Annotated in this window: 27 protein-coding genes; 10 read left to right on the top strand and 17 right to left on the bottom strand. The window is 73.7% G+C overall.

Translation table 11 applies throughout. The annotated features are described in order from the left end of the window. Positions 1–12: 12 nt before the first annotated feature. The 7 genes from ACX6XY_RS16530 to ACX6XY_RS16500 form a co-directional block, all read right to left on the bottom strand. The gene (locus ACX6XY_RS16530) at positions 13–1,635 is read right to left on the bottom strand and encodes an acyl-CoA synthetase (protein WP_460331055.1); all 1,623 of its coding nucleotides are present in this window, start codon (positions 1,633–1,635) and stop codon (positions 13–15) included. An 11-nt stretch (positions 1,636–1,646) separates the two neighbouring features. Then, entirely contained in the window at positions 1,647–2,765 is a 1,119-nt protein-coding gene (locus ACX6XY_RS16525) for an NAD(P)H-dependent flavin oxidoreductase (RefSeq protein ID WP_460331053.1), read from the bottom strand. A gap of 54 nt (positions 2,766–2,819) precedes the next feature. Continuing rightward, complete coding sequence (locus tag ACX6XY_RS16520) at positions 2,820–4,427, bottom strand: phytoene desaturase family protein (RefSeq protein ID WP_460331051.1); 1,608 nt, start codon at positions 4,425–4,427, stop codon at positions 2,820–2,822. Between the two features lie 119 nt (positions 4,428–4,546). Further along, positions 4,547–5,182 (bottom strand): MBL fold metallo-hydrolase, encoded by a 636-nt coding sequence (locus ACX6XY_RS16515; RefSeq protein WP_460331049.1) that lies wholly within the window; start codon positions 5,180–5,182, stop codon positions 4,547–4,549. Continuing rightward, positions 5,182–6,270, bottom strand: a complete 1,089-nt coding sequence (locus ACX6XY_RS16510; protein WP_460331047.1) for an S-(hydroxymethyl)mycothiol dehydrogenase — start codon at positions 6,268–6,270, stop codon at positions 5,182–5,184. Before ACX6XY_RS16510 ends, ACX6XY_RS16515 begins: the two co-directional genes overlap by 1 nt. A 171-nt stretch (positions 6,271–6,441) precedes the next feature. Beyond that, entirely contained in the window at positions 6,442–8,781 is a 2,340-nt protein-coding gene (locus ACX6XY_RS16505; protein ID WP_460331045.1) for a serine/threonine-protein kinase, read from the bottom strand. A gap of 75 nt (positions 8,782–8,856) precedes the next feature. Then, entirely contained in the window at positions 8,857–9,672 is an 816-nt protein-coding gene (locus ACX6XY_RS16500; RefSeq protein ID WP_460331178.1) for an oxygenase MpaB family protein, read from the bottom strand. Positions 9,673–9,761: 89 nt separating this feature from the next. On the opposite strand from ACX6XY_RS16500, the gene ACX6XY_RS16495 reads away from it, so the two are divergent. Continuing rightward, positions 9,762–10,250 (top strand): GNAT family N-acetyltransferase, encoded by a 489-nt coding sequence (locus ACX6XY_RS16495; protein ID WP_460331175.1) that lies wholly within the window; start codon positions 9,762–9,764, stop codon positions 10,248–10,250. 58 nt (positions 10,251–10,308) lie between these two features. Here ACX6XY_RS16495 and ACX6XY_RS16490 read toward each other — a convergent pair whose 3' ends face one another. The 3 genes from ACX6XY_RS16490 to ACX6XY_RS16480 all read right to left on the bottom strand — a co-directional run bounded on the left by ACX6XY_RS16490 (position 10,309) and on the right by ACX6XY_RS16480 (position 11,770). Continuing rightward, positions 10,309–11,061, bottom strand: coding sequence for a GNAT family N-acetyltransferase (locus tag ACX6XY_RS16490; RefSeq protein WP_460331042.1), 753 nt, complete (start codon positions 11,059–11,061; stop codon positions 10,309–10,311). A 286-nt stretch (positions 11,062–11,347) separates the two neighbouring features. Further along, on the bottom strand, positions 11,348–11,485 hold the full coding sequence (locus tag ACX6XY_RS16485; protein WP_460331039.1) for a hypothetical protein: 138 nt from the start codon (positions 11,483–11,485) through the stop codon (positions 11,348–11,350). A gap of 42 nt (positions 11,486–11,527) precedes the next feature. After that, positions 11,528–11,770 carry a hypothetical protein gene (locus ACX6XY_RS16480; protein WP_460331037.1) on the bottom strand — a complete coding sequence of 81 codons (243 nt, stop codon included), beginning with the start codon at positions 11,768–11,770 and terminating at the stop codon, positions 11,528–11,530. Between the two features lie 115 nt (positions 11,771–11,885). Between ACX6XY_RS16480 and ACX6XY_RS16475 the strand changes: the two genes are divergently transcribed. Further along, positions 11,886–12,467 (top strand): TetR family transcriptional regulator, encoded by a 582-nt coding sequence (locus ACX6XY_RS16475; protein WP_460331036.1) that lies wholly within the window; start codon positions 11,886–11,888, stop codon positions 12,465–12,467. 112 nt (positions 12,468–12,579) lie between these two features. Here ACX6XY_RS16475 and ACX6XY_RS16470 read toward each other — a convergent pair whose 3' ends face one another. Beyond that, the gene (locus tag ACX6XY_RS16470; RefSeq protein WP_460331034.1) at positions 12,580–13,770 is read right to left on the bottom strand and encodes an acyl-CoA dehydrogenase family protein; all 1,191 of its coding nucleotides are present in this window, start codon (positions 13,768–13,770) and stop codon (positions 12,580–12,582) included. A 123-nt stretch (positions 13,771–13,893) separates the two neighbouring features. On the opposite strand from ACX6XY_RS16470, the gene ACX6XY_RS16465 reads away from it, so the two are divergent. Together ACX6XY_RS16465 and ACX6XY_RS16460 are read left to right on the top strand one after the other, a co-directional pair. Continuing rightward, the gene (locus ACX6XY_RS16465) at positions 13,894–14,487 is read left to right on the top strand and encodes a DedA family protein (RefSeq protein ID WP_460331032.1); all 594 of its coding nucleotides are present in this window, start codon (positions 13,894–13,896) and stop codon (positions 14,485–14,487) included. Positions 14,488–14,891: 404 nt separating this feature from the next. Then, positions 14,892–15,323, top strand: a complete 432-nt coding sequence (locus tag ACX6XY_RS16460; protein ID WP_460331030.1) for a subtilase-type protease inhibitor — start codon at positions 14,892–14,894, stop codon at positions 15,321–15,323. Positions 15,324–15,467: 144 nt separating this feature from the next. On the opposite strand, the gene ACX6XY_RS16455 is transcribed toward ACX6XY_RS16460, so the two are convergent. Further along, positions 15,468–16,052, bottom strand: coding sequence for an ankyrin repeat domain-containing protein (locus ACX6XY_RS16455; protein WP_460331173.1), 585 nt, complete (start codon positions 16,050–16,052; stop codon positions 15,468–15,470). Positions 16,053–16,512: 460 nt separating this feature from the next. Here ACX6XY_RS16455 and ACX6XY_RS16450 point away from each other — a divergent pair, with 460 nt between their 5' ends. The 4 genes from ACX6XY_RS16450 to ACX6XY_RS16435 are packed head-to-tail and all read left to right on the top strand — an operon-like array spanning position 16,513 to position 18,990. After that, on the top strand, positions 16,513–16,914 hold the full coding sequence (locus tag ACX6XY_RS16450; protein ID WP_460331028.1) for a DUF488 domain-containing protein: 402 nt from the start codon (positions 16,513–16,515) through the stop codon (positions 16,912–16,914). A gap of 58 nt (positions 16,915–16,972) precedes the next feature. Then, the gene (gene dhaK, locus ACX6XY_RS16445) at positions 16,973–17,965 is read left to right on the top strand and encodes a dihydroxyacetone kinase subunit DhaK (protein ID WP_460331026.1); all 993 of its coding nucleotides are present in this window, start codon (positions 16,973–16,975) and stop codon (positions 17,963–17,965) included. Positions 17,966–17,986: 21 nt separating this feature from the next. Then, positions 17,987–18,583 (top strand): dihydroxyacetone kinase subunit DhaL, encoded by a 597-nt coding sequence (gene dhaL, locus ACX6XY_RS16440; protein WP_460331023.1) that lies wholly within the window; start codon positions 17,987–17,989, stop codon positions 18,581–18,583. Further along, positions 18,580–18,990 (top strand): PTS-dependent dihydroxyacetone kinase phosphotransferase subunit DhaM, encoded by a 411-nt coding sequence (locus ACX6XY_RS16435; protein WP_460331021.1) that lies wholly within the window; start codon positions 18,580–18,582, stop codon positions 18,988–18,990. The genes dhaL and ACX6XY_RS16435 overlap by 4 nt, the downstream gene beginning before the upstream one ends. A gap of 176 nt (positions 18,991–19,166) precedes the next feature. On the opposite strand, the gene ACX6XY_RS16430 is transcribed toward ACX6XY_RS16435, so the two are convergent. Both ACX6XY_RS16430 and lnt read right to left on the bottom strand, forming a co-directional pair. Next, the gene (locus ACX6XY_RS16430) at positions 19,167–19,652 is read right to left on the bottom strand and encodes an NUDIX hydrolase (protein ID WP_460331018.1); all 486 of its coding nucleotides are present in this window, start codon (positions 19,650–19,652) and stop codon (positions 19,167–19,169) included. Positions 19,653–19,969: 317 nt separating this feature from the next. Next, complete coding sequence (gene lnt / locus ACX6XY_RS16425; RefSeq protein WP_460331015.1) at positions 19,970–21,583, bottom strand: apolipoprotein N-acyltransferase; 1,614 nt, start codon at positions 21,581–21,583, stop codon at positions 19,970–19,972. A gap of 240 nt (positions 21,584–21,823) precedes the next feature. Here lnt and ACX6XY_RS16420 point away from each other — a divergent pair, with 240 nt between their 5' ends. Then, positions 21,824–22,837 carry an O-antigen ligase family protein gene (locus tag ACX6XY_RS16420; protein WP_460331013.1) on the top strand — a complete coding sequence of 338 codons (1,014 nt, stop codon included), beginning with the start codon at positions 21,824–21,826 and terminating at the stop codon, positions 22,835–22,837. A 426-nt stretch (positions 22,838–23,263) separates the two neighbouring features. Here the strand turns inward: ACX6XY_RS16420 and ACX6XY_RS16415 are convergent, their stop codons facing one another. Both ACX6XY_RS16415 and ACX6XY_RS16410 read right to left on the bottom strand, forming a co-directional pair. After that, positions 23,264–23,821: a hypothetical protein gene (locus tag ACX6XY_RS16415; protein ID WP_460331011.1), complete on the bottom strand. Its 558-nt coding sequence runs from the start codon at positions 23,819–23,821 to the stop codon at positions 23,264–23,266. Between the two features lie 75 nt (positions 23,822–23,896). Beyond that, positions 23,897–24,682 carry a glutamate racemase gene (locus tag ACX6XY_RS16410; RefSeq protein WP_460331009.1) on the bottom strand — a complete coding sequence of 262 codons (786 nt, stop codon included), beginning with the start codon at positions 24,680–24,682 and terminating at the stop codon, positions 23,897–23,899. A 77-nt stretch (positions 24,683–24,759) separates the two neighbouring features. Here ACX6XY_RS16410 and ACX6XY_RS16405 point away from each other — a divergent pair, with 77 nt between their 5' ends. Continuing rightward, the gene (locus ACX6XY_RS16405; protein ID WP_460331006.1) at positions 24,760–25,950 is read left to right on the top strand and encodes a glycosyltransferase; all 1,191 of its coding nucleotides are present in this window, start codon (positions 24,760–24,762) and stop codon (positions 25,948–25,950) included. A gap of 46 nt (positions 25,951–25,996) precedes the next feature. On the opposite strand, the gene ACX6XY_RS16400 is transcribed toward ACX6XY_RS16405, so the two are convergent. Then, positions 25,997–26,696: TerD family protein (locus ACX6XY_RS16400; RefSeq protein WP_460331004.1), on the bottom strand; the 700-nt coding region annotated here is incomplete at its 5' end.

Raw genomic sequence — 26,696 nt, 5'->3', positions numbered from 1 at the left:
TCTCTCTGTCTGTCAGACCATCCGCTGGCGTCCCGCCCAGTACGGGTCGCGCAGCCGGCGCTTGTAGAGCTTGCCGTTCGGGTCGCGCGGCATCGTGTCGACGAAGTCGACGCTTTTCGGGCGCTTGTAGCCCGCGAGACGGCGTGCGCAGTGGGCCAGGATCCCGGCCGCGAGCGCGTCCGACGCCGGGTGGCCGGCGGCGGGTTCGACGACCGCCTTCACCTCCTCGCCCCAGTCGCTGTGCGGGATGCCGAAGACGGCGGCGTCGGCGACCGCGGGGTGGGCGAGGAGCGCCGATTCGATCTCGGCCGGATAGATGTTGACCCCGCCCGAGATGATCATGTCGATCTTGCGGTCGCGGAGGAAGAGATAGCCGTCTTCGTCGAGTATCCCGAGATCGCCCACGGTGAAGAAGTCGCCGATGCGGTTGCTCGCCGTCTTGGCCTGGTCCTTGTGGTAGCTGAAGCCGCCCGTCGTCATCCTCATGTAGACCGTGCCGAGTTGGCCGGGCGGCAGCCGGTTGCCGTCGTCGTCGAATACGGCGAGTTCGCTGATCGGCCAGGCCTTGCCGACGGTGCCGGGTTTCTTCAGCCAGTCGTCGGCGGTGGCGAAGGCGCCGCCGCCCTCGCTGGCCGCGTAGTACTCCTCGACACAGCCGCCCCACCAGTCGATCATCGCGCGCTTGACGTGGTCGGGGCAGGGGGCGGCGCCGTGGATGGCGTGCCGCATGGAGGACACGTCGTAGGCGGCGCGGACGGCGTCGGGCAGTGCGAGCAGGCGGTGGAACTGGGTGGGGACCATGTGCGTGTGGGTGCACCGGTGGGCGTCGATGAGGCGGAGCATCTCCAGGGGCGTCCACTTGTCCATCAGCACCAGCCGGTGGCCGATGTGCAGGGACGCGCCCGCGAACTGCAGTACCGCCGTGTGGTAGAGCGGCGAGCACACCAGGTGGACGTTGCCGTCGTACGGCCTGATGCCGAAGATGGCGAGGAAGCCGCCGAGATGCGCCTCCTCGGGGCGCTGGCCCGACAGGGGGCGGCGGATGCCGCGTGGGCGGCCCGTGGTGCCCGATGTGTAGTTCATGACCCAGCCGAGGGTCCGGTCGGACGGGGCCGAGTCCGGTTGTCCGTCGAGGAGTTCGGCGTACGGGCGGAAGCCGCCGAGGACGTCGGCCCCGTCGCCCCGGCCCACCTCTCCGGCCTGGCTCGCCTCGCCGACCGCGTACCGGTGACTCGGTGGCAGCTTCGCCTCGTCGGCGGCCTCGGTCGCCACGTCGGCGAAGCGCTCGTGCGCGATGAGCACCTTGGCGCCCGAGTCCGACACGATCCAGGCGATCTCCGGGCCGACCAGATGGTGGTTGACGGGGACGAGATAGAAGCCGACCTGGGCCGCGGCGAGATAGGCCGTGAAGAACTCGACGCCGTTGGGCAGCACGACCGCGAAGGCGTCGCCGCGCTCCAGGCCCGCGGCACGCAGCCCGTGCACCAGCCGGTTGGCGTCCGCGTGCAGCCTGCCCGCGGTCCACGGCTCGCCGTCGGGGGCGATCAGTATCGTGCGCTCCGGGTCCGCCGTGGCCTGCGCCCAGAAGCCGTTCGGCGCGGTGGATCCGGTCGGCGTCGGTGTCGGTGTCGGCATGGGCCCGCTCCTCAGGCTCGTCCGGCGATGCGGTTGACGCGGTCGATGGCGCGCTCGAAGCCGCGGGTCAGGTCGTCGAAGACCTGCCGTACGCTGCGCTCGGCGTTCATCCTGCCGACGATCTGGCCGACCGGTGTGCCGAGCAGCGGCTCGACCTCGTGCTTCTGGATGCGGGACACGGCCTCGGCGACCAACAGGCCCTGAAGCGGCATGGGCAGGGGGCCCGGGCCCTGGGGGTCGTCCCAGGCGTCGGTCCACTCGGTACGCAGCTGGCGTGCGGGTTTCCCGGTCAGGGCGCGGGAGCGGACGGTGTCGCCGGAGCCCGCCGCCAGGAGCTTCTCGGTCAGCTTGCGGGAGTGGAGTTCGGCCTCGGTCGTGGTCAGCCACAGCGAGCCGAGCCAGACGCCCTGCGCGCCGAGCGCGAGAGCGGCGGCTATCTGCTCGCCGCTGCCGATGCCGCCCGCGGCGAGCACCGGCAGCGGGGCGACCGCGTCGACGGCCTCCGGGGTGAGGACCATGGAGGCGATCTCGCCGGTGTGGCCGCCCGCCTCGTAGCCCTGGGCGACCACGATGTCGATGCCCGCGTCGGCGTGTTTGCGGGCGTGCCGCGCGCTTCCGGCCAGGGCGGCGACCAGGACGCCTCGCTCGTGGGCGCGTGCGATGACGTCGGCGGGCGGTGAGCCGAGCGCGTTGGCGAGCAGTTTGATCGGGTAGTCGAAGGCGACGTCGAGCTGGGTGCGGGCGACCTGTTCCATCCAGCCGGTGATGCGCCAGCCGGACGCCTCCCCGTCGGCGAGTTCGGGGACCCCGTGCTTGGCGAGGGTCTCCCGGACGAACTCACGGTGCGCGGCGGGGATCATCGCCTCCACGTCCGCCTCGGTCAGCACCCCGCCCCCTGGGGCTTCCGCCTTCTTGGCGGGCATCACGACGTCCAGGCCGTAGGGCTTGCCGTCCGTGTGGTCCTGCATCCAGTCCAGGTCGCGGGTGAGGTCGTCCGGCGCCGTGTAACGGACCGCGCCGAGCACGCCGAAACCACCGGCGCGGGTGATGGCGGCGGCCACGGCGGGGAACGGGGTGAAGCCGAAGACTGCGTGCTCGACTCCCAGTTGCTTGCTCAGCTCCGTCTGCATGAGCGCAGGATGCCGCAGCGGCCGCGCCGAGGGAAGAGACTTTCTGATGGACTGTCAGATCAGTTGCCCGTTCTGGCCGTTCTGGCCGTCCTGGAGGCTCTGACTGTTGCTGTCGGATTCCAGGATCGCCATCGCCGCGTTGTGTCCGGGGACACCGCTCACGCCACCGCCGCGTACCGCGCCCGCGCCGCACAGCAGGACGTTCGGGTGCGCGGTCTCCACGCCCCACCGGCCGCTGTCCTCGGTGGCGTAGGGGAAGGCCAGGTCGCGGTGGAAGATATGGCCGCCGGGCAGGCCCAGCTCGCGCTCCAGGTCGAGGGGGGTTTTGGCTTCGACGCACGGCCTGCCGTCCGCGTCGGCGGCCAGGCAGTCGGCGAGCGGCTCGGCCAGGTGGGCGTCCAGCTGCGCCAGCGTCGACGTGAGCAGTTCCTCGCGTACGGCGTCGTGGTCACGGGTGAAGAGTCGGGCCGGGGTGTGCAGGCCGAAGAGGGTGAGCGTCTGGTAGCCGCGCGCCACGAGGTCGGGGCCGAGGATGGAGGGGTCGGTGAGCGAGTGGCAGTAGAGCTCCGACGGCGGGGCGGCGGGCGGTTCTCCGGCCGCGGCCTGGGCGTGGGCGGTCGCCAACTGCTGGTAGCCCTCGGCGACATGGAAGGTTCCGGCAAAGGCCTCGTACGGGTCGACTGCCGTGTCGCGCAGCCTCGGCAGCCGCTTGAGCAGCATGTTGACCTTGAGCTGGGCGCCCTCTGCGGGTGGTGGGGACGCCTCGCCGAGCAGGGCCGCGAGTGCCTCGGGCGAGGCGTTGACCAGGACGTGCCGGGCCGTCGCGGTGGCCTCCCCGTCGTCGGTCAGGTAGGTGACGTCGGCGTGGGCGCCGTCGGTCTCGATCCGGGTCGCCTCGCGGCCGGTGACGATCTCGGCACCGGCCTCGCGGGCCGCGCGGGCCAGGGCGTCGGTGAGCGCGCCCATGCCGCCGACCGGTACGTCCCAGTCCCCCGTTCCGCCGCCGATCACGTGGTACAGGAAGCAGCGGTTCTGCTTGAGCGAGGGGTCGTGCGCGTCGGCGAAGGTGCCGATCAGGGCGTCAGTGAGGACGACGCCGCGCACCAGGTCGTCGGCGAAGTGCCGCTCGACGGCGGCGCCGATCGGCTCCTCGAAGAACATCCGCCAGGCGTCCTCGTCGTCGACGCGGCGGCACAGCTCCGCGCGGGTCGGGAGCGGCTCGGTGAGCGTCGGGAAGACGCGCCGCGCGAGGCGCGCGGTACGGGCGTAGAAGGCCTTCCAGGACTGGAACTCACGGTCCGAGCCGGTGAGCTGCCCGAAGGCCTCGCGGTTGCGGGCCGCGCTGCCGGTGACCAGCAGTCCGGTGGCCCGGCCCGCGCGCTCGGTCGGCGTGTACGAGGACACGTCCCGCTTACGGACCGCGAAGTTCAGCCCGAGATCCCGGACGATCTTCCGCGGCAGCAGGCTGACCAGGTACGAGTAGCGCGAGAGGCGGGCGTCGACCCCGGCGAAGGTCCGGGCCGACACGGCCGCGCCGCCGATGTGGTCCAAGCCCTCCAGGACCAGGACGCGGCGTCCGGCGCGGGCGAGGTAGGCGGCGGCGGTGAGTCCGTTGTGTCCGGCGCCGACGACCACGGCGTCGTAAGGGCGTGCGACAGGCATGCCTCTTGGTAGCACGCGGGGCCCTGACGGCGACACCGGAACACTCCGGCCCGCCGGACGCGGGGGGCGCGTTACCCGGCGGGCGCGCCCGTGGGGTGACGGGCCTCGTACGCGCGGTGTCAGTGGCCGCGGGCGATCCACTCCGCCAGGTGGGGCGCCTCCGCTCCGATCGTCGTCGAGTCGCCGTGGCCGGTGCGGACCACCGTCTCGGGCGGCAGGCTCAGCAGCCGGTCCCTGATCGAGTCGACGATCGTCGGGAAGTGCGAGAACGAGCGGCCGGTCGCGCCGGGGCCGCCCTGGAACAGCGTGTCACCGCTGAAGACCGTGGACAGCTCCGGGGCGTACAGGCAGACCGCTCCGGGCGCGTGGCCCGGCGTATGCAGCACGGTCAGGGACGTACCGGCGACCGGGATCCGCTGCCCGTCGGACAGGGCGTCGTCCGGGAGGCGTTCCGGGTGGGTCCGCTTCCACAGCGGGAGGTCGTCCGGGTGCAGCAGGATCGGGGCGCCCGTGCGGGCGGCCAGGTCGGGGGCGGCGTCGATGTGGTCGTTGTGGGCGTGCGTGCACACGACGGCGCGCAGGGCGCGGTCGCCGAGCGCGGCGACGATCGCGTCGGCGTCGTGGGCGGCGTCGACGACGACCGCCTCGTGGTCGTCGCCGACGATCCAGACGTTGTTGTCCACCTCCCAGGAGCCGCCGTCCAGGCGGAAGACGCCGGAGGTGACGACCTGCTCGACACGGGCCGCGGCGGTCATCACAGCATCACCACCGAACGCAGCACATCGCCCTGGTGCATCCGCTCGAAGGCCTTCTCGACCTCGTCGAGCGCGATGGTCTCGGTGACGAAGGCCTCCAGGTCGATACGGCCCTGCTGGTGCAGGTCGATGAGCATCGGGAAGTCGCGTGACGGTAGACAGTCGCCGTACCAGGAGGACTTCAGCGCGCCGCCGCGGCCGAACACGTCGAGCAGCGGCAGATCGAGCCGCATATCCGGCGTCGGGACACCGACGAGGACGACCGTGCCCGCCAGATCCCGCGCGTAGAAGGCCTGTTCGTATGTCTCGGGGCGACCCACCGCCTCGATGACGACGTCCGCGCCGAAGCCGTCGGTGAGCGCGCGGATCGCCTCCACCGGGTCCGTGTCACGGGAGTTGACGGTGTGGGTCGCGCCCAGCGAGCGGGCGGTGGTGAGCTTGCGGTCGTCGATGTCGACCGCGATGATCCGCGCCGCCCCGGCGAGCCTGGCCCCCACGACGGCGGCCGCGCCGACGCCGCCGCAGCCGATGACGGCGACCGAGTCGCCGCGTCCGACGTCGCCGGTGTTCATCGCGGCGCCGATCCCGGCCATCACACCGCAGCCGAGCAGCCCCGCGACCGCGGGCGACGCGGTGGGGTCCACCTTGGTGCACTGCCCGGCGGCGACCAGGGTCTTCTCCGCGAAGGCCCCGATGCCCAGGGCCGGGGAGAGCGGCGTGCCGTCGGCGAGGGTCATCCGCTGCTCGGCGTTGTGGGTGTCGAAGCAGTACCAGGGGCGGCCGCGGCGGCAGGCCCGGCACTGGCCGCACACGGCACGCCAGTTGAGGATGACGAAGTCGCCGGGCGCGACGTCGCGTACGCCTGCGCCGACCGACTCCACGACGCCCGCGGCCTCATGACCGAGCAGGAAGGGGTAGTCGTCGCTGATGCCGCCCTGCTTGTAGTGCAGATCCGTGTGGCAGACGCCGCAGGCTCGCACCTGGACGACGGCCTCGCCGGGGCCGGGGTCCGGGACCAGGATCGTCTGGACCCGCACGGGTTCGTTCTTGCCGGGTGCGATGACACCGCGTACCTGCTGGGCGGCCATGTCGCGCTCCTTTCGCCTGGCGGGCGCTGCTCCGTTCGGACAAGGATCAGGGTGTCACGCCTGGCCGCCCGGCGGGCAGCGGGCAGCGGGTGGCGGGGGGCGGGGCCGTCTGGTCGGAGCCGCCCGTCCACGCCGCCTGATCCGCGCCGTCGGACGGGTGCCGCGCGCCGTCTACGGGGTGCCGCGCCGCTGGCGCAGGGCCGCGACGCGGCGGTACAGCGCGACGGCCTCGGCGCCGCGGCCGAGTTGTTCCAGGCAGTGGGCCTCGTCGTTGCGGCTGTCCAGGGCGTCGGGGTGATCGACGCCGAGCACCCGCTCGCGGGCGGCGGCGACCCGCCGGTACTCGGTACGGGCGTCCGCCCAGCGGCCGAGCCAGCCCAGGCACACGGCCACCTCGCGTCGGCTGACGAGGGTGTCCGGGTGGTCGGGGCCCAGCACCTGAGCGCGCAGCGTGCTGACGTCACGCGCCTCGTCCAGGGCCTGCGCCCAGCGGCCGACGCGGCCGAGGTTGACGCCGAGGCCGTGCCGGGCGCGGAGCGTCTCGGGGTGGCGGGGGCCCTGTATCCGGGTACGGTCGTCGACGAGTTCGCGGTAGAGGGCGAGTGCCTCGGCGGCGCGGCCGAGACGGCCCAGGCTGATGCCGACCTCGTAGCGGGCGGCGAGGGTGTCCGGGTGGTCCGGGCCCAAGGCCCGGCGGCGGGCGTCGGCGACCTCGCGGTAGGCCCACAGGGCCTCGCCCCAGCGCCCTAACTGTCCCAGCGCATAGGCGACTTCGTACCGGGTGACCAGGGTGTCGGGGTGGTCGGGGCCGAGTATCCGGGCGCGGGCCGCGGCCACCTCGCGGGCCATGCGGTACGAGTCCTCCAGGCGGCCGAGCCTGCTGAGGTTGAAGGCCAGGTTGTGGCGGCAGCGCAGGGTGTCGGGGTGGTCGGGGCCCGCCGTGCGCTCGCGGGCGGCGAGCACCGCCGCGTACACCTGGTGCGCCTCGAAGTGCCGGGCGAGCTGGCCCAGTACGTAGGCCGTCTCCTGCCGGGCGGCCAGTGTGTCGGGGTGGTCGGGGCCCAGGGCGCGCTCGCGGCCGTCGGCGACGCGGGTGTACTCGCGCAGCGCGTCGGCGGGGCGGCCGGTGCGGCTGAGGGCGAAGGCGGCCTCGTAGCGGCTGGCGAGGGTGTCGGGGTGGTCGGGGCCGAGCGCGTGCTCCCGTTCGGCGGCGACCGCGCGGTGCACCTGCCCGGCCTCTTCCCAACGGTCCAGGCGGCCCAGGCTCAGGCCCGCGTTGTGCCGGCCGGCCAGTGCGGCCAGGAGTTCGGGGGACGGGGTGGGGCGCGGCTGTGGCGGGGGCGCGGTCGGGGCGCGCCGGTCGGGGCGCGGGGTCCACTCGCCGGTGAGTCCGGCCGCGTCCAGGGGTGTGCCGTGGGGGGTCGCGGCGCCGCTGGCCTTGTGGCCGCTGGTCATTCCGCGGGTCCAGGACGGCAGCCGGGGCTCGCGCGCGGCGGGGCGCGGGTCCGCGGGACGGAGGTCCACAGGGCGGAGGTCCGCGCCGGGACGTACGTCTGCGGCGCGTCGTACGTCCGTGGCGGGGTGTGCGTCCGCGGCGGAGCGCGCGTCCGTGGCGGGGCGTGTCGCCACGGTGGGCGTCCACACGGCCGCGGGCGGCTGGCCCGCGCGGCCTTCGGCGAGCTGGCGGGCCAGTTGCCGCGCGTCGGGCGGGCGGGCGTCCGGCTCCTTGGCGAGCAGGCTGAGGACGATCCGCTCGAAATAGCCGGGCAGTTCCGGGCGGTGGTCGCGTAGCGGCGTGGGCAGGGTGTCGCGGTGCCCGACGAGCACCGCCCAGGCGTCGCCGAGGTCGAACGGCGGTGCCCCGGTGGCGATTTCGTACAGCACACAGCCCAGCGAGTACAGGTCGCTGCGGTGGTCGACCGGCGCACCGCCGATCTGCTCGGGCGACATGTAGTGCGGGGTGCCCATGGCGATGCCGGTGCCGGTGAGCCGGGCGGTGAAGCCGATGTCGCGGCCGATGCGGGCGATGCCGAAGTCGCAGATCTTCACCGTGCCGTCGGCGAGCCGCATGATGTTGGCGGGCTTCAGATCCCGGTGCACGATGCCCTGTTCGTGGGTGTAGGCCAGGGCGTGCGACACCTGCTCGGTGATCTCCACGAGGTCCGGTACGGCCAGCGGACGCGCCTTGTTGTCGTCCAGGAGCTGGCTGAGGTTGCGGCCCTCGAGGAGCTCCATCACCAGGTACGGCACACCGTCGTACTCGCCGAAGTCGTGGACCACGGTGACCCCGCGGTGCTGGAGCGCCGCCGCGACCCGTGCCTCACGTCTGAACCGCTCGCGCACCACCTGTGTGGCCGACGGGTCGCGCAACGGCCCCAGTGGTTTCAGGCACTTGACGGCGACCCCACGGCCCAGCGACTCGTCGCGGGCGCGCCACACCTCCCCCATGCCGCCGCGCCCGATCAGTTCAAGCAGCCGGTAACGGCCGTGGATCAGCCTGGTGTCCGCCATCGCGTGCCGTCGCCCCCGTCGCCTCGCCGCCCTCCCCGGCTGAGTCCTGCCCAGGGCGGGCCCGCTCGGCAGGACTCAGTCCAGTATGGCCGTCCGGCCGGGCGGTGGGTACGGTGCCGGGCGGCTCGCCGGGCCGAGGCGGTCCATGGCGCGCAGGATGTGCCGGGGCGGCAGCCGCCACCGGACCCTGTCGGGTATGCAGCGCAGCAGGTTGCCGGTCGCCCGCAGCCGCAGGTCCACGGTCTCGGGCGGCGGGGTGGGCCTGCCGTACAGCGTGTGCGCCCAGGGCGGCAGCGCGTTGTAGGCGAGGTTCGCCACCCGCCGCCACAGGAGTTCCCGCGCGGGGGTGAGCAGCGGGTGGCTCGGCGGGCGGCGCAGGAAGGCGTCGACGTCGCGGGCCTCGGGTCCGGCGGCGAGCTCGGGGCGTACCGTCGCGAAGTACGCGGCCAGCTCCGCCCGGTCGGCGGGTACGCCGTGTGGGTCGAGGCCGACGAGGCGGGCGCTGACCCGCTGCTCGTCGATGTACCGGTCGGCGTGCGCGTCGTCGATCGGCAGGCCCGAGCGGCGGGCGACGTCCAGGTACGAGTCGATCTCGGCGCAGTGCACCCAGAGCAGCAGCGCGGGTTCGTCTACGCCGTACCGCTCGCCGGTGTCCGGGTCGGTGGCCTTGAGGCGGCGGTGGATCCCGCGTATCCGGGCTCCGGCCCGCTCGGCCGCGTCGGTGGTGCCGTAGCTGAGCGTGCCGACGAAGTCGGCGGTGCGCAGCAGACGGCCCCAGGCGTCCCGGCGGAAGTCGGAATTCTGGACCACTCCGCGCACGGCGCGCGGATGCAGCGCCTGGAGGTAGAGCGCCCGCACTCCGGCGATCCACATGACGGGGTCGCTGTGCATCCGCCAGGTGACGGACGAGGGCCCGAAGAGCCCCGGATCCGCCGCACTCACGGGATCCGTCGCACTCACGCGCGCGCCTCCTCCCCCGCCTGCCTCCCGGACGTCCGGTCGCCCGGCGTCTCGGTCGCCCGGCGTGTCGATGGCCGGGCTTCTGCCTCCAGGTTAGGGCCTGCCGAGTCGCGAGCGCCGGTGAGTACGCGCATGATCGGTTCGATCGGCTGATCGGTGCCGGTGGCAGGAGCGCCAGCGACGCCGCCGGACGCGGGAGGCGCCGTATGAACGCCGTGGTCACGGACGCCGAGACGGCCCAGCGCTTCGAGGCGCGGGTCGACGGGGTACTCGCCGGGTTCGCCGAGTACCTCCGTACGGACGCGCTCGTCGTCTACCCGCACACCGAGGTCGACCCCGCCTACGAGGGCCAGGGCGTCGGCGGTGCGCTGGCCCGTGCCGCCCTGGACGACGCGCGCGAGCGCGGCCTGCGGGTCCTGGCCACCTGCCCGTTCGTCTCGGGCTGGCTGGCCCGGCACCCCGAGTACCAGGACCTCGCCTACCAGAGCCGCAGCCGGGCGACGGACTAAGGCCTGTCCGGCGGATCAGGCCCCGGGCGAGGCGGGCCCGCGGCGGTCGCCGGGGGCGTCAGGGCGTGCGGAACCCGCGGAACGTCACGTGTTTGCGGGTCTCGAAGCCGAGGCGTTCATAGAGCGCGATCGCGCCGGTGTTCTTCTCGGCCACATGCAGAAACGGGCGTTCGCCGCGCGCCACGACGCGCTCGACGAGCGCACCCACCAGGCGGGCGGCGTAGCCGCGTCCGCGGGCCTCGGGCGCGGTGCAGACGGCGCTGATCTCGGTCCACCCCGGAGGCCGGAGCCGCTCGCCCACCATGGCCGTCAAGACGCCGCTGTCGCGGATGCCGAGGTAGGTGCCGAGTTCGTGGGTGCGCGGCCAGAACGGCCCCGGCTGGGTCCGGGCGACGAGGTCGAGCATCTCGGGCACGCTGTCCGCGCCCAGTTCGACCACGTCCGGAGCGGCGCCGTCCGGAACGACCCTGTCCGGGGCGACCCCGTCGCCGGAGCGGTCGGGGCGGTACCGGTCCGGCCAGATCATCTGACGTCCTTCGAGGACGAAGACCGGCTCCCAGTCCGGCGGTGGGACGGCGGGACAGCTGAACATGTCGGCGAACGCGTCCCGGCCGAGCAGCCGGGCCAGGTCGGCCCACTCAGCCGGGTCCGCGTCGGCGGACACCGAGGAGAAGGTCGCGACGTCCGGCAGGTACGTGACGGCCCGGCCGACCTCGCGGGCGAGACGCGCGTGAGGCCCGCGCAGTGACTCACCCACGGGGTCGTCGAGCGCGACGACGTCGCGGTTCACCAGGACGTCGCGGTTCGTCATCGAGCTGCACCTCTTGTGTCGTGTACGGGCGCCAGCCGCCCAGGAGAGCAGCCCGATCATGCCAAACCCGCGTGCCCCGGATAACGCCGGGGCACGACAAGGCGCGGGGGAACCGGGTGTGGGCGCGCGTTTCCGGGGATGGAGCGCGGCAGCGGGGCCCAGGAGTTCACGCCTGGGCCTGGACGACAGGGCCTAGCGAGCGGAGCAGTCACCGCCCTCGATGTGGACAGCGGCGGCATGGTGGGGGCGCGGCGTCTGCCGTGCGACGGCGAGACGTCGGTCGCCGTCAGCGACGAAGGCGCCGGGACCAGCGAGGCGTGCCGTGGTCGGCGTCGAGGACGGTGAGAGTGACGGCGGCGATCTTCCGGTGGCCGGTCGTGACGAGGGTGAGGTAGTCCTCGTCGAGGCTGGGCGGTGTGCGCACCGGTGTGTCGGTACGCCATCTCCGCCGGTCTCGCCTACTGCGTCAACGGGTGCGGCGGGCGAGCGCGGCGTTGGCCTTCATCAAGGCGGGGATGAGGCTGTAGGCAGCGACGGGGACGACGATCACGGTCAGGATCAGCGTCCTCAGCGGCAACGGCAGGTGTTCGGTGGCCGGGCCGAGCAGCCCCAGGGCAACGGTGATCGTGGGATAGACGGCCAGCCAGGTGATCAGCGCCCGGCGGTGAACGGACGGGGCGGCGGGGGCAGCGGGCGTGTGTGCGGACATGCGTATCTCCTGGTCAGACGGGCTGAACTCGAAATCTCCAACCGATTGGTTGGAGTCTTGCACAGGCTCCGGCCGAAATCCAACCGTGAGGTTGGGGATGGGTTAGAGTCAGGGCATGGCCTGGGACACCGCACGCACGAAACAGCTGCTGCTCGACGCCGCGGTCGAGGAGTTCGCCGACCATGGCCCCGAGGGCGCCCGCGTCGCGCGGGTCGCCACCCGTGCGGGCGTCAACAAGGAGCGGATCTACCAGTACTTCGGCAGCAAGGAAAAGCTGTTCGTGGCAGTGCTGGAAGCCGAGTTGCAGAAGCTCGCCGCGGCGGTGCCGCTGACCGGCGAGCAGGCCGCCGACCTGGGCGACTACGCGGGCCGGGTGTTCGACTACCACCGCGCTCACCCGCATTTCGTGCGGCTGCTGGCCTGGGAAGGTCTGCAGTGCCAGGACCGGGTGGCGGCCGAGTGCGAACGCACCGACCACTACGCCGAGAAGATCGCCGCCGTCGCCGCCGCTCAGAAGGCGGGCGTGCTCACCGACACGGTGGAGGCGGGCCAGCTGCTGCACGCGGTGATCGCACTGACCGTGTCCTGGTTCACGCTGCCCCAGCTGGCCCGGATGCTGGCGCCCGCAGCCGTGGCCGCGGGCCCCGCCGCCCAGCGCGAAGCCCTGGTCACCCACGCGCGCCGCCTGACCGCGTGACCGTCTGACCGCCCGCCCCCGCTCCGCCCGCGCCCGGCGATCGCGACCCCAGGTGTGGACCCGAGCGCGACCAGCCCGTTTACGTACTGACTAAAACCTCGTCGCAACCGCCTCACCTGCGCACCCTGGGCATCCCCAGGCCGATCCAGGAGATGATCTCGCGCTGGATCTCGTTGTTGCCGCCGCCGAAGGTGAAGATGACCGCGGAGCGGTAGCCGCGTTCCAGTTCGCCGTGCAGGACCGCGCCAGCCGACGCCTCCTTCAGCGGGCCCGCGGCGGCTACGACCTCCATCAGCCAGGCGTAGGCGTCGCGACGGGCCTCGGAGCCGTACACCTTGACGGCGGAGGCGTCCTGCGGGGTGAGGGTGCCCTCCTGGACGGCGTTCACCATCTGCCAGTTGAGGAGTTTCATCGCGTCCAGTGCGGTGTGAGTCCTGGCCAGGCGCTGGCGCACCCAGCCGAGGTCGATGACGCGGCGGCCGTCGGTGAGTTTGGTGTCGGCGGCCCAGCGCTGGACGTCGTGCAGGGCGCGGATGGCCATGGTGCCGTGCGCGGCGAGGGTGACGCGCTCGTGGTTGAGCTGGTTGGTGATCAGTCGCCAGCCCTGGTTCTCCTCGCCCACGCGGTGTGCGAGCGGGACCCGGATGTTCTCGTAGTAGCTGGCCGTGGTGTCGTGCGAGGCGAGCGTGTTGATGAGGGTGCAGGAGTAGCCGGGGTCGCTGGTCGGGACCAGGAGCATGGTGATGCCCTTGTGCGGCGGGGCGTCGGGGTCGGTGCGGACGGCGAGCCAGACCCAGTCGGCGGTGTCGCCGTTGGTGGTCCAGATCTTCTGTCCGTTGACGACGTACGCGTCACCGTCGTCACCGCTGTCGCGTACCGCGCGGGTCTTCAGTCCGGCGAGGTCGGTGCCCGCGTCCGGCTCGCTGTAGCCGATCGCGAAGTCGATCTCGCCGGAGAGGATCTTCGGCAGGAAGTACCGCTTCTGCTCGTCGGTTCCGAACCGCATCAGGGTCGGGCCGACGGTGTTCAGCGCCATCAGCGGGAGCGGCACCCCGGCCTGGGCGGCCTCGTCGAAGAAGATGAACTGCTCCATCGGGGTCAGGCCCCGCCCCCCGTACTCCTTGGGCCAGCCGACGCCGAGCCAGCCGTCGGCACCCAGACGGCGGACCGTCTCGCGGTAGAAGCGCTTGTGCGCCGCGGGCTCGGTGCGCCGGGGGTGAGAGCCGTCCGGCACCAGCTCGGCGAAGTACGTACGCAACTCGGCGCGCAGCCGCTGCTGCTCAGGCGTGTATGCGAGGTGCACGGCCCCTCCTGGCTCTCGCTGACCGTCAGGCGACGGCGCACACGGTAGAACCTGTTTCAGTAATGTGGAAGGGCGGTGAACGGCCGGAATGCCCCGGCCGTGCCGCGCGGCGACGATGGTGGGGTGATCGACACCGCCCAGCTGCTCGCCGCCTTCGGGACGCTCGGGGTGTTCGTCGTGCTGTTCCTGGAAGCGGGCGTGCTGGTCGGCGTGGTCCTGCCGGGCGGGACCACGCTGTTCACGGCCGGGATGCTGGCCGCCGCGGGAGAGAGCGGGTTCTCGCTGCCCTGGGTGCTGCTGGCCGGGTCGGCGGGCACGGTGCTGGGCGTGCAGGTCGGGTACTGGACCGGGCGGCGGGCCGGGCCCCCGCTGCTGGCCCGGCTGCGCGGGGAGCGGCTGCGCGCCGGGGTCGCCCGCGTCGAGGAGCTGCTCGCGGTGCACGGCCCGGTCGCCGCGGTGCTGGTGGCCCGGTGCGTCCCGGTGGCGCGGACGCTGTCAGGTCCGGTCGCGGGGGCACTGGGCGTGCCCGTGCGCGCGTTCACGTTCTGGCAGTCGGTGGCCGGGGTGGTGTGGGCGTCGGCCACGACGGCGTGCGGGTACTTCCTGGCGTCGGTACTGCCCAGCCTGGGGGCTTACCTGCTGGTGTTCGGGGTGATGCTGCTGATCGCGCTGGTGATCTCCGGGGTGCGGCGGCACCGGCGCGTCAGGCGCCGCTGAGGCTCGCGCCAGAACGACCTCCCTTCAATGCCGGTGGCACATCCTGCCACCGGCATTTTTCGGCACATCGAAGCGATGCTTTCCGGTCGATGCCAGCCGTCCCGAACGAGAACGCGCCAGGCGTTTCACGAGGTCAGGCGGTCGTTTCTGATTTTACTATCGCATCGCTTGCGCACTTTGGGCCGTCCGTGAACACCCGCATCACCCGCTCTGAGCTGCCCGAACGTCTCTTCGCCTGCCGCTGAGCGGACGACCGCGTCCGATAACCGACCATCGATGTGGCACTCACTCTCCGCACCCGCAAGACTCCCGTCCGCGAAGAGCAGCCCGCACTGCCATCCGCATCTGCACCCGCACACGCACCCGCATGTGCACCGTGCATTCGCGTCAAAGGAGAGTTCCACGTGCGTTACGTACTGAAGACCATCGGCGTGGCCGCCGCCGCGGCCGCCTGCGCCCTGACCGCGGCGACCGGCACCGCGCAGGCGGACGCGGCCAGCCTCTACCCGCCGTCGGATCTGGTACTCGCCGTCGGACAGGGCGAGGAGGCCGCCACCATGACGGCCGAGCGCGCCGTGACCCTGACCTGCGCGCCCCGGCCCGGCGGCAGCCACCCGGACGCCAAGGCCGCCTGTGCCGAACTGAGGGCCGTCGACGGCGCGTTCGCCCAGCTCGTCACCGCCCAGCCGCACATCGCGTGCACCATGGAGTGGCGGCCGGTCGTGATCACCGCGGACGGCTACTGGGAAGGCCGACGCGTCGCGTGGTCCGCCACCTTCGCCAACGCGTGCCAGATGAAGGCGCATCTGTCCGGCAGCTCTGCGCTGAACATCTGACGCACCGCACCCGCTCCGGGCGCGTCGCGCCCGGCGAGACCCTCGGCAGCCTTTCGTGGGGGAAGGCAGTCGAGCACGGAGCCCTCGTTGTCCCGTGGTCCCGGACAACGAGGGCTCCCTCATGTTTCCTGATGCTTCCGGCGTTCAGCGGACGGCGGCGCGCAGCGTCCGGACGATGGCGCCGTAGCCCGCGCGCTCGGCGTGCTGGAGCGGGGTCACCCCGTCCTTGTCGGCCAGTTCCGGGTCGGCGCCCGCGTCCAGGAGGAGGGAGACGATCCGCTGATGGTCCGTGCCTCCGTCACCGAGGATGACCGCCTCCAGCAGCGCGGTCCAGCCCAGGTTGTTGACGTGGTCGATGTCGACGGCGATGGCGTCGTTGGCGGTGACCTCACGGACGTAGGCGACGTGGCCGCGTTCGGCGGCGGGGATGAGGGAGGTGCCGCCGTAGCGGTTGAGGATGGTGTAGTCGGGCTCGGCCTCGGCCAGCACCCGAGCCATCCTGGCGCTGCCGGTGACCCCGGTGACCAGCCACGGGGTGTCGTGCTGGTGGTCCAGGGCGTCGGGGTCGGCTCCGGCCTTCACCAGGGCCTCGGCCGCGTCGACATGGTCGCCGGTCACGGCCAGCAGCAGCGGTGTCTGGCGACGGCCGTTACGGGTCCCCAGGTCCGCGCCGCGCGCGATGGCCTCGCGTACGGCGGCGGCGTCACCCGCGGCGGCGGCCTTGAGCAGCGCCCGGTCGGCCTCCGGATCGGCCGACGGGCGGGCGGGCGGCGGCGAGGAAGACGGAGCGGGAGACCGGGGCGGAGCGGCGCCGCCGGAACCGGAGCCCGCCGGGGACCCGGACGCGGCGGGCTCCTCGCCGCCCGCGCCGGACGTCGTCGAGCCGCAGCCGACCGCCAGCACGGCGACGGCCAGTGCCGCGCTCAGCGCAGCCGTCTGCCGGAACCCTCCCGGACGGGGACACTTCATGACGCGGGACCTCCTCGCGCGCTCAACGATGACCGACGAGCGCGGCGGGGCGCGCTCCCCTCCATCATCGAGGCGCCGCCAGCCCCTGGATGTCCCCCGGGCGGGCCCCAGTCGCCGCGAGACGGCTGATGCGCGCATCAACCGATCGGTCGATGCGCGGGCGGGCGGCAGACAGCCCTCCCAGGCTGCCGCGGCACCCCGCCCGTGGTTAACCTGAGGCATGACCAGACCCGCGCGGTCCGCCGGGGACCGGGACCAGGACCGGATCCGGGTGCGCCGCGTCTACGACCCGCCTCGCCCGGACGACGGGGCCCGCGTCCTGGTCGACCGGCTGTGGCCCCGTGGCGTGGCCAAGGCCGACGCGCACGTCGATCTGTGGCCCAAGGAGGTCACCCCGTCGACGGAACTGCGGCGCTGGTTCCACGGCCCTGAGGGGACGTACGACCTGTTCCGCCGCCGCTACGAGGCCGAGCTCACCGCGCCCGACGCCGCGGCGGCGCTGGAGCGGCTGCGCGAGCTCGCCGCCACCGGCCCGCTCACCCTGCTCACCGCCGTCAAGGACCCCGCCCACAGTCATACCGCGGTGCTCGTGGATCATCTGCGCGGCCGTCATCCGGCGTGACCTCCGCCTCCTCAGGGTCGATACTGCCGACATCTGCTTGGCTTCCCTGGAGGTAGGCGTGAGAATGCTGATCAATGTCGCCGAGACGGTGGTCCCGGACGCGCTGCGGGGCATGGCCGTGGCCCACCCTGAGCTGACCGTGGACGTCGAGAACCGGGTGATCGTCCGCAGGGACGCCCCCGTCGCCGGCAAGGTCGGGCTCGTCTCCGGCGGCGGCTCGGGGCACGAGCCGCTGCACGGCGGGTTCGTGGGTCCTGGCATGCTGTCGGCGGCCTGCCCCGGTGAGGTGTTCACCTCACCCGTGCCGGATCAGATGGTGCGGGCGGCGGCGGCCGTGGACAGCGGCAGCGGCGTGCTGTTCGTCGTGAAGAACTACACCGGCGACGTACTGAACTTCGACATGGCCGCCGAACTCGCCGAGGACGAGGGCATCCAGGTCGCCAAGGTCCTCGTCAACGACGATGTGGCGGTGACCGACAGCCTCTACACGGCGGGGCGGCGCGGTACCGGCGCCACCCTGTTCGTCGAGAAGCTGGCGGGGGCCGCCGCCGACGAGGGGGCTCCCCTGGAGCGGGTCGAGGCGATCGCCCGTCAGGTCAATGAGAGCTCCCGGAGTTTCGGGGTCGCGCTGAGCGCCTGCTCGACGCCCGCCAAGGGCGGACCCACCTTCGATCTCCCGCCCGGAGAGCTGGAGTTGGGCATCGGCATCCATGGCGAGCCGGGCCGTGAGCGGCGCGCGATGATGACCTCTCGGGAGATCGCGGATTTCGCCGTCGGCGCCGTACTCGACGATCTGCGACCGCGGAACCCGGTGCTGGTGCTGGTCAACGGCATGGGCGCGACCCCGCTGATCGAGCTGTACGGCTTCCACGCCGAGGTCCAACGCGTACTGACTGAGCGTCAAGTGGCCGTCGCACGGGTCCTGGTCGGCAACTACGTGACCTCGCTCGACATGGCGGGCTGCTCGGTGACGCTCTGTCAGGTCGATCAGGAACTGCTGCGGCTGTGGGACGCTCCGGTGCGCACCCCCGCCCTACGCTGGGGCGTGTGACGACCGATGCGAGGAGGACATGTGCTCGACGCCGACTTCTTCCGCCGCTGGATGACGGCCGCCGCGGCGGCCGTCGACCGCGCGGCCGACCAGCTGACCGAGCTGGACTCGGCGATCGGAGACGCCGACCACGGCAGCAATCTGAAGCGCGGGTTCGCGGCGGTGACTCAGGCCGTCGCCGCCGAGGACCCGCGGACGCCGGGAGCCGTACTGGCCCTGGCCGGACGCCAGTTGATCTCCAAGGTGGGCGGGGCGTCCGGACCGCTGTACGGCACGCTGCTGCGCGGTACGGGCAAGGCGCTCGGCGACGCCGCCGAGGTCTCCGCGGCCGAGCTGGCCGAGGCGCTGCGCACCGGCGTGGCGGCGGTGGGCAAGCTGGGCGGCGCGGTCGCGGGCGACAAGACGATGCTGGACGCGTTGATCCCGGCGGCCGACGCGCTGGACGAGTCGTTCGACGCGGCCAGCGCGGCCGCCGAGAAGGGTGCCCTGGCCACCACGCCTATGCAGGCCCGCAAGGGCCGTGCGAGCTATCTCGGCGAGCGCAGCATCGGCCACCAGGACCCCGGCGCCACCTCGTCGGCGCTCCTGATCGCCGCGCTGGCGGAGACGGCCCGATGAGCGCGGAGCAGCGGGTCGGCGTCGTCCTGGTCTCGCACAGCGGACCGGTCGCCGCCGCGGTCGCCGAGTTGGCGAAGGGGCTCGCGGGCGGCGGGGACACCGCTCCCGTGGCACCGGCCGGGGGTGTCGAGGACGGCGGGCTCGGCACCAGCGCGGAGCTGATCGCCGAAGCGGCGCGCTCCGTCGACCAGGGCGCGGGCGTCGCCCTGCTCGTGGACCTCGGCAGTGCCGTCCTCACGGTGAAGTCGCTGCTCGCCGACGGCGATGAGCTGCCCGGCGGCGCCCGGCTGGTGGACGCGCCGTTCGTGGAGGGCGCGGTCGCGGCCGTGGTCACCGCGTCCGCCGGTGCGGATCTGGACGCGGTGGAGGCCGCGGCCGGGGAGGCGTACGCGTACCGCAAGGAGTGACCGGGCCGCACAGGGCTCGCCTGAGCCGGAGCCGTCCCCGGACCGAACGCTTCCGGGGCGGCTCCGGCTCCGCGACGGCGGCTCCGGCTCCGCGACGGGCTGCCGCAGACGCGGCTGAGGCTCCTGGCGGCGGACAGGGGCGAGCGCTCGGCCGCGCCGCTCGGCGCCGCGGGCGTCTACTGGGCTGGCGCTGGCGCGGGGGCGAACCAGGTGGGCGCGTCGGCCAGGGCCTGCTTGATGCGGAACAGCCCGAACTCCTCCAGCTCGGGCAGCGCGTCCACCGCGAACCACGCCACGTCGAGGGATTCGTCGTCGTTCGCCCGCGCCTCGCCGCTCACCGCGCGGCAGCGCACGGTGATGTCCATGAACTGGCAGACGTCGCCGTTCGGGTAGGTGAGCGGCTCGCGGGCCTGCACCAGCACGATCCGCTCGACCTCGCAGCGTACGGCCGTCTCCTCGTACACCTCGCGGACGGCGCATGCCGCGGGCTGCTCCCCCGGCTCCGGGATGCCGCCGATCACCGCCCACCTGCCGGTGTCGGTCCGCCTGCCCAGCAGCACGCGGCCCTCGTCGTCGAAGACGATCGCCGTCACGCCGGGCAGGCTCAGCAGCTGGTGTCCGGCGGTGGCCCGGATGTCGCGGATGAAGTCGGGAGTTGCCATGCCCCCGACCCTAGGTCCTGTCGTCAAACTCCCGCCGTCGCCCGGAGGGCGGCCCTGCGCCCGCTGCGAAGCAGCTGATGTCACCGAGGTGCGTGCTCTCGGCGTGCCGGGGGCACGTCCTCGTACTGGACGTACTCGGGCTTGTGCCCGGTGCGGCGAGAGTGCGCCCGCCGCGAGGGGGGTACCTCCCGCTCGAGCGAAGCCGAGAGTGGGGGGAGGCTGATGTCACCGTGGCGTCGCGGGGCAGGCGGGAGTTTGACGACAGGGCCTAACCGGCCCTGGTGCGCCCCGGACCTGGTGTTCGGATCGTCCGGGGCTCAGGCGGTTCGGTCCCGCCGCGCGCGTACGGCCAGCGCTCCCGCCCAGCCGAGCCCCGCGACGCCCAGCGCCGCCAGGATCAGCTCCGGCACGACGCCGAGGCGCGTCGCGGGCGTGAGCGAGGAGCGCAGCGGCACCTCGGCCACCAGCGAGTCGGCCGTGAAGAGCTCCGTCTGCTGCACGATCTGGCCGTCCGGCATGATCACGGCGCTGACGCCGCTGGTGACGGGCACCAGCACGGGGCGGCCGTGCTCGACGGCGCGCACCCGGTCCATGGCGAGCTGCTGGTAGGTCATCTGGCTGCGCCCGAACGTCGCGTTGTTGCTGGGCACCGACAGGATCTGCGCGCCTGCCCGCACCTGGTCCCGTACGACGCCGTCGAAGGCGGCTTCGTAGCAGGTGACGGGGCCGACGGCGGCGCCCGCCATGTCGAAGACCTGGGTGCGGTCTCCGGGGACGAAGCGGCCCGCCCGGTCGACGTCGGAGCTGAAGATCCGGAAGAAGGACCGGTAGGGCATGTACTCGCCGAACGGCTGGAGCTGCCGCTTGTCGTAGTAGGCGCCGGGTCCGGTCTCCGGATCCCAGAGGATCTGGCGGTTGCGGGGGGTGCCGTCGTCGGCCTCGGCGACCGCGCCGACCGAGATCGGCGCCTTGATCGCGCGTGCGGCCCGGTCGATCACCGCGCGGGCGTCGGGGTTGGCGTACGGATCGATGTCGGAGGAGTTCTCCGGCCACAGGACCAGGTCGGGCTGCTCGGCCTCGCCCCGCTCGACGCGCTCGGCGAGCCGCTCGGTCTCCCGTACGTGGTAGTCGAGTACGGCGCGGCGCTGGGCGTTGAAGTCCAGGCCCAGACGCGGCACATTGCCCTGGATCACCGCGACGGTGGCGGTGCCGTCCTCCGCCGTGGTGTCGACCAGCGGCAGCGCGGCCACCCCGGCGACGACGGGGGCCGCGGTCAGCGCGGCGGCGAGTGCGACGCCGCCGTCCCGCACGCGGCGTGACCGCGCCAGCCGCCGCACCAGATCGCTCAGGCCGAAGCCGCACAGCACGACGGCGAAGCCGAGCAGCGGGGTCCCGCCGAGGGCCGCGAGCGGCGTGAACACGCCTTCGGGCTGGCCGAAGGCGACCTTGCCCCAGGGGAATCCGCCGAACGGGAAACGGGCCCGTGCCGCCTCGGCCGCGATCCACACGCCCGAGGCCCACAGCGGCCACAGCGGCAGCCGCGCGACCAGGGCGACGCCCACGCCTGCGGCCCCCAGGAACAGCGCCTCGACCAGGGCGAGCGCGACCCACGGCAGCGGTCCGACGTCGGTGCCCGTCCAGGACAGCAGCGGCAGCAGGAAGCCCAGGCCGAAGAGCCAGCCGAGGCCGAACGCGGCCTTCCAGGCGCGGCCGCGCAGGCACCAGGCGAATCCGGCGAGCGCGGGCACCGCCAGCCACCACAGGGGGCGCGGCGGGAAGCTCGCGTACAGCAGCGCTCCGGAGAGCACCGCCGCGCCGGGCCGCCGCAGCCTCCGGAGCCGCCGCAGCGTCCGCTGGCCGCGCGCCACGGTCGCGGGCTCGGGGCGCGGGGCGGGCCGCTCGGGCACGTCTGTCGAGGTGGTGGCTGTCACCTCGCGGAGTCTACGGCGCGGGACTGACACACCCACACCCTGGCCCGCGCGCAGCCGGGCAGCGGCCCGTGGACGCGGTGCGCACACCACTGCCGCATCGTTCCTGCGCGATATCCGCACACATCCTGCCGCCAGCCGTTACGGTGTGCCCGAGTCCCTGCCCTCCGGCCGGATCGATCCGGCCACGGTGTCCGGGACCCGTCGGGGGCTGGGGTGGACGGGGTAGACGGGGGCGAGCGGATGGCTTCGGCCGCGCGACCGGGGGTACGGGAGCGGCGCGCCACGGCGGACAGCGCCGGTGTCGCCGTGCTCGGGGCCTGCGCGGCGTGGTCGCTGATCACGGCCGCGGCGAGCGGCGGCAGGCCGGAGGGGGTGCTGCTCGCGGTGCTCGCGGTGGCCGCGGGCTATGCGGGCGGGCGGATCTGCGGGGCGCTGCTGCCCGCCGCCGCCTGCGGGGCGGCGGCGCTGGCCGCGCTGGGTCTGGCGGCCTCCTCGTCACAGGGTGTCCCCGGCTCGGGTGCCGCTCCGCCGCTGGGACACACGGGCGCGGCCGCCGCGCTGCTGATCCTGGCGGCCGGTGCGGCCTGCTGCGGGGCGTGGGCGTCCCGGCGGCCCGCCGCGCGCGTGGCGCTGCGGCTGCTGGCGGTCGCGGTGGCGGGCGTCGCGCTGGCGCTGGGCTCGATGGCGGGATTCGCAGGAGCCGCAGGGGTGCTGCTGTGCTCCCTCGCCGCGGCCAGGATGCGCTACCGCGCGCTGGGTCTCGCGGGCTGCGCGCTGGCCACGGTCGTGGTGACGGGGCTGTCCTGGGCGGTCGCCGATGACGTACTGCCGGACGGCCTCGCGGTGTCCCTGGAGGGGCAGCTGACACAACACCGGGTGCTGTTGTGGCAGGACGCGCTGACGCTGGCCGGGAACGATCCGGCGCTGGGCGTGGGACCCGGCAGGTTCGGGGAGCTCAGTGACGCGGCCGGGCGGAGTCCGCACGGCGACAGCCGACCGCATTCGGCGGCGCTTCAGCAGGCCGCTGAGCAGGGTGTGGTGGGGGTGGTGCTGCTGGCGGCGGTGTTCGGGTGGCTGCTGTACGCCCTGTGGTGTTCGTGCCGCCCGACGCCGGTGGTGCTGACGGCGGCCGCCGCGCTGACCGGCCTCGCGGTGCTGGCCTCGGTCGGGAACGCGCTGAGCTTCACCCCGGTGACGGCGGGCGCGGGGCTGCTCGCGGGACTCGCGACGTCCCGCCCCTGGGCGACGCCCTGACTCCCCCGACGGACCCAGGCCACGCCACGCCTCCCCGGCAACCACCGCCACACGCTGGCCACACCCCGAGGCTGCACCCCGAGGCGACACCACGCGACGGCCGCACGCGACCGGGGCCGCGCGGTGGCCACCACGCGGCGGCACCGCGCGACAACTGCTGTACCCGACCGAAACTGCTGTACCCGACCGGGCACCGCACGATGGTCGCACCGCACGGGGCCGTGTGGTGGCCGCGCGTAGGGGTACCACGCCGTGGCCGCACGCGAACCCGTGCCGTGCGATGGCCATACGCGACCGACGCCACGCGGCAGCCACACCGCGCGGCAGCCGTACGCGACTGGCGGCACGCGATCGCCCGCGTGACCCGGCACCGTGCGCGGCCGGTCGCGTGGTGGTCGTACGCGGTGGGTGTGCGGGGGCCAGGGGTCAGGTTCCGGGGGCCGGGCCCGCGAGGGCGCGCAGGCGGTCGCGGATGACGCGGACCGCTGCTTCGGCGTCGTCCACGGTGACCGTGAACTTCCGGCCTTCGCCGAGGTCCAGGACCACGCCCTCACCGCGCCGCACCACCACGGCGGTGCCCTTCTCCGGCCGCCACCGGTACCCCCAGCCGCCCCACTGCCGCGGAGTCACCCGCGGCGCGAAGTCGGCACCGACGACATGGCTCAGCGGAATGCGGCGGCGCGGCAGACCCATATGACCGCAGCGCACCTCCAGGCATTCCTGGTCCACGCGCACGGCCACATGGACGAACGCGAGCGTCCCGAAGAGCATCAGCAGGCCCGCCGCCACACAGCCCACGACGGCCATCAGCAGCGGGGCGAGCGCGGACGTCCAGGCGGGGTCGACGGCCAGCTCGATGCCCAGCGCCAGACACGCGGCGCCGACCGACGCCAGCAGCCACTGCATGCGGTTCGTCGCACGCCCGGTCCAGACCTCGGCCGGGGGCTCGCTCGCGTCCCGGCCGCTCTGGGGGTGGTACGTCATGCGAAGCAGGCTACTCGCGTTCCGCGCCGAAAGCAGGCCCTGGGACAGGCCGTCACCCTCACGGACGGGGGACGTTCAGCGCGCCGTGCTGACGGCCGCGAGCCGCGCGCCGTCGGCGTAGGTCAGCGCGGGTCCGGGCAGCTCGCCCGCCCGGCCGCTGAGCAGCACGGTGAGCCGCCCGGTGGGGGCCGCGTCGGGCTGTGCGGACGCACCGGCCCTGCGCAGCGCCTGGGCGGCGACCGCGTCGGCGCTGCCGTGCAGCACGAGCGGCGCCAGGCCGGGGCCGCGCACCGCGGCGCGGATGCGCTCCGCCACCAGCTCGTAGTGCGTGCAGCCCAGGACGACGGCCCGGACGTCCGGCGGGGTGCGCCGGGCCGCGGCGGCGACGGCCTGCTCGACGGCGACCTCGTCGGCCTGCTCGACGGCGTCGGCGAGGCCGGGGCAGGGCACCTCGGTCACCTCGACGCCGCCGGCGAACTCGCGGATCAGACCCCGCTGGTAGGGGCTGCCGGTGGTGGCGGGGGTGGCCCAGATCGCGACCGGGCCGCCGCCGGCCGCGGCGGGCTTGATCGCGGGCACGGTGCCGATGACGGGCAGTTCCGGCTCCAGCCGCGCCCGCAGCGCGGGCAGGGCGTGTACGGACGCGGTGTTGCAGCCCACGATCAGCGCGTCGGGGCGGTGCGCGGCGGCCGCTTCGGCCACGGCCAGTGCGCGCTCGGTGAGGTCCTCGGGCGTACGCGGCCCCCAGGGCATCCCGTCCGGGTCCGAGGAGACGACGAGATCGGCGTCGGGCCGCAGGCGGCGTACCGCCGCGGCGGCCGGGAGCAGGCCGATTCCGGAGTCCATGAGCGCGATCTTCACCCGGTCACTTTAGACGATCGGCGCTGTCGGGCCCCAGGCGCGGGGCGCGCTCCGTCGCGTGGGGCACACTCCCGTCCATGAGCGCTCTCGCGTGGACCGCCGTCGTGTCGTTGACCGCCTGGCTCTGGCTGCTGCTGGGTCAGGGCTTCTTCTGGCGTACGGACGTACGCCTGCCGCCGCGCCGTGACCCGGCCGGGTGGCCGTCGGTCTGTGTGATCGTCCCGGCCAGGGACGAGGCCGCCGTACTGCCCGAGAGTCTGCCGTCGCTGCTGGCCCAGGACTATCCGGGGCGGGCCGAGGTCGTCCTGGTCGACGACGGCAGCTCGGACGGCACCGGGCGGCTGGCCCGTTCGCTCGCCGGGCTGCACGGCGGGCTGCCGCTGACCGTGACGTCGCCGGGCGAGCCGCCCGCGGGATGGACGGGGAAGCTGTGGGCGGTGCGGCACGGCGTCGCACACGCGCGTGCGGCGCGGTCCGGGACCCCGGAGTATCTGCTGCTGACGGACGCGGACATCGCCCATGCCCAGGACAGCCTGCGCACGCTGGTGGCCGCGGCCCGCACCGGGGGCTTCGACCTGGTGTCGCAGATGGCGCGGCTGCGCGTGGCGAGCCGGTGGGAGCGTCTTGTGGTGCCCGCGTTCGTGTACTTCTTCGCGCAGTTGTATCCGTTCCGGTGGGTGTCACGGGCGGGGTCCAGGACCGCGGCCGCGGCGGGCGGCTGCGTCCTGCTGCGCACGGAGGCCGCCGAACGGGCGGGCGTTCCCGACGCGATCCGGCAGGCCGTGATCGACGATGTGGCGCTCGCCCGCGCCGTGCGGCGCGCGGGCGGGCGGATCTGGCTCGGCCTGGCCGACCGTGTGGACAGCGTCCGGCCTTATCCGCGGCTGGGCGATCTGTGGCGGATGGTGTCGCGCAGCGCCTACGCGCAGCTGCGGCACAGTCCGGCGCTGCTGCTCGGCACGGTCGCCGGACTCGCCGTGGTGTATCTCGCGCCGCCCGTCGCGCTGGTCGCGGGCCTGCTCGGCGGCGACGGGCACGCGGCCGCCGCGGGGGGCGCGGCGTGGCTGCTGATGACGGCGACGTATCTGCCGATGCTGCGCTACTACGGCCAGCCGCCGTGGCTCGCGCCGCTGCTGCCCGCGACCGCCTCCCTGTATCTGCTGATGACCGTGGACTCCGCGGTCCAGCACTACCGGGGGCGGGGCGCGGCGTGGAAGGGGCGCACCTACGCACGCCCCGAACGCGCCACGCCGACGCCCGATCGCTAGCGGCGGCCCGTGCGCGGCCGTCGGCCGGGCACGGGCTGTCCGGGCGTCACTTTCGGCCGGGCGTCCACTGCATGCCCCAACCGTAGGTGTAGTCCATGGTGCGCTGCGGGCTGACGCCGCGCTCGGGGATCAGATAGCGGGCCTCGCGCCGCACCTGGAGGTCGCCGCCCTCGTTGGTGATCAGCGCGAGGGAGCACACCGGTGACGGGACGTTGCACTCGTCGAGGAAGAACTCGATCGGCGCGCCGTGCTGCGGCTGGAGGGTGACCGTGGCATTGAGGTCGGCGAAGCTGTTCGCGCCCTCGTAGATGGTCACGAAGATGACGATCCGTCGGAACTTGTCCTTGTGGTCGAGGTTGATCGTGAGGTTCTCGCCGGTGTCGACGGCTCCGGTGCGGTCGTCTCCGTCGAGTTGCATGAACGGCGGCTGGTGCAGCGCGCCGAAGGCGTTGCCCAGCGCCTGCACCACGCCCTTGGTGCCGTCGGTGAGTTCGAACAGGGCGCACAGGTCGAGGTCGAGCGGGGGCCGCATGGCCCGGCTCAGCTTGCTGCCCCAGCCGCCCTTGGTCTGCGGGCGCATCTGCCAGTTGAGGTTGACCCGCATCGCGCCGGATGTGCCGCCCTGCTTGGACAGCGAGACGGTCGGGGCCGCCTTGGTGAGCGTGACCTTGCTGAGGCTGACGGGGGCGGCGGCCGCGGGCGGCGGCACCGGGGGCTGCGCGGCGGCCGGCGGCGCGGGCGCGACC

The organism is Streptomyces sp. O3 (assembly GCF_054788135.1).
The sequence above is the reverse complement of the archived record's forward strand: the minus strand, read 5'-3'. Positions and strand labels throughout refer to the sequence as shown.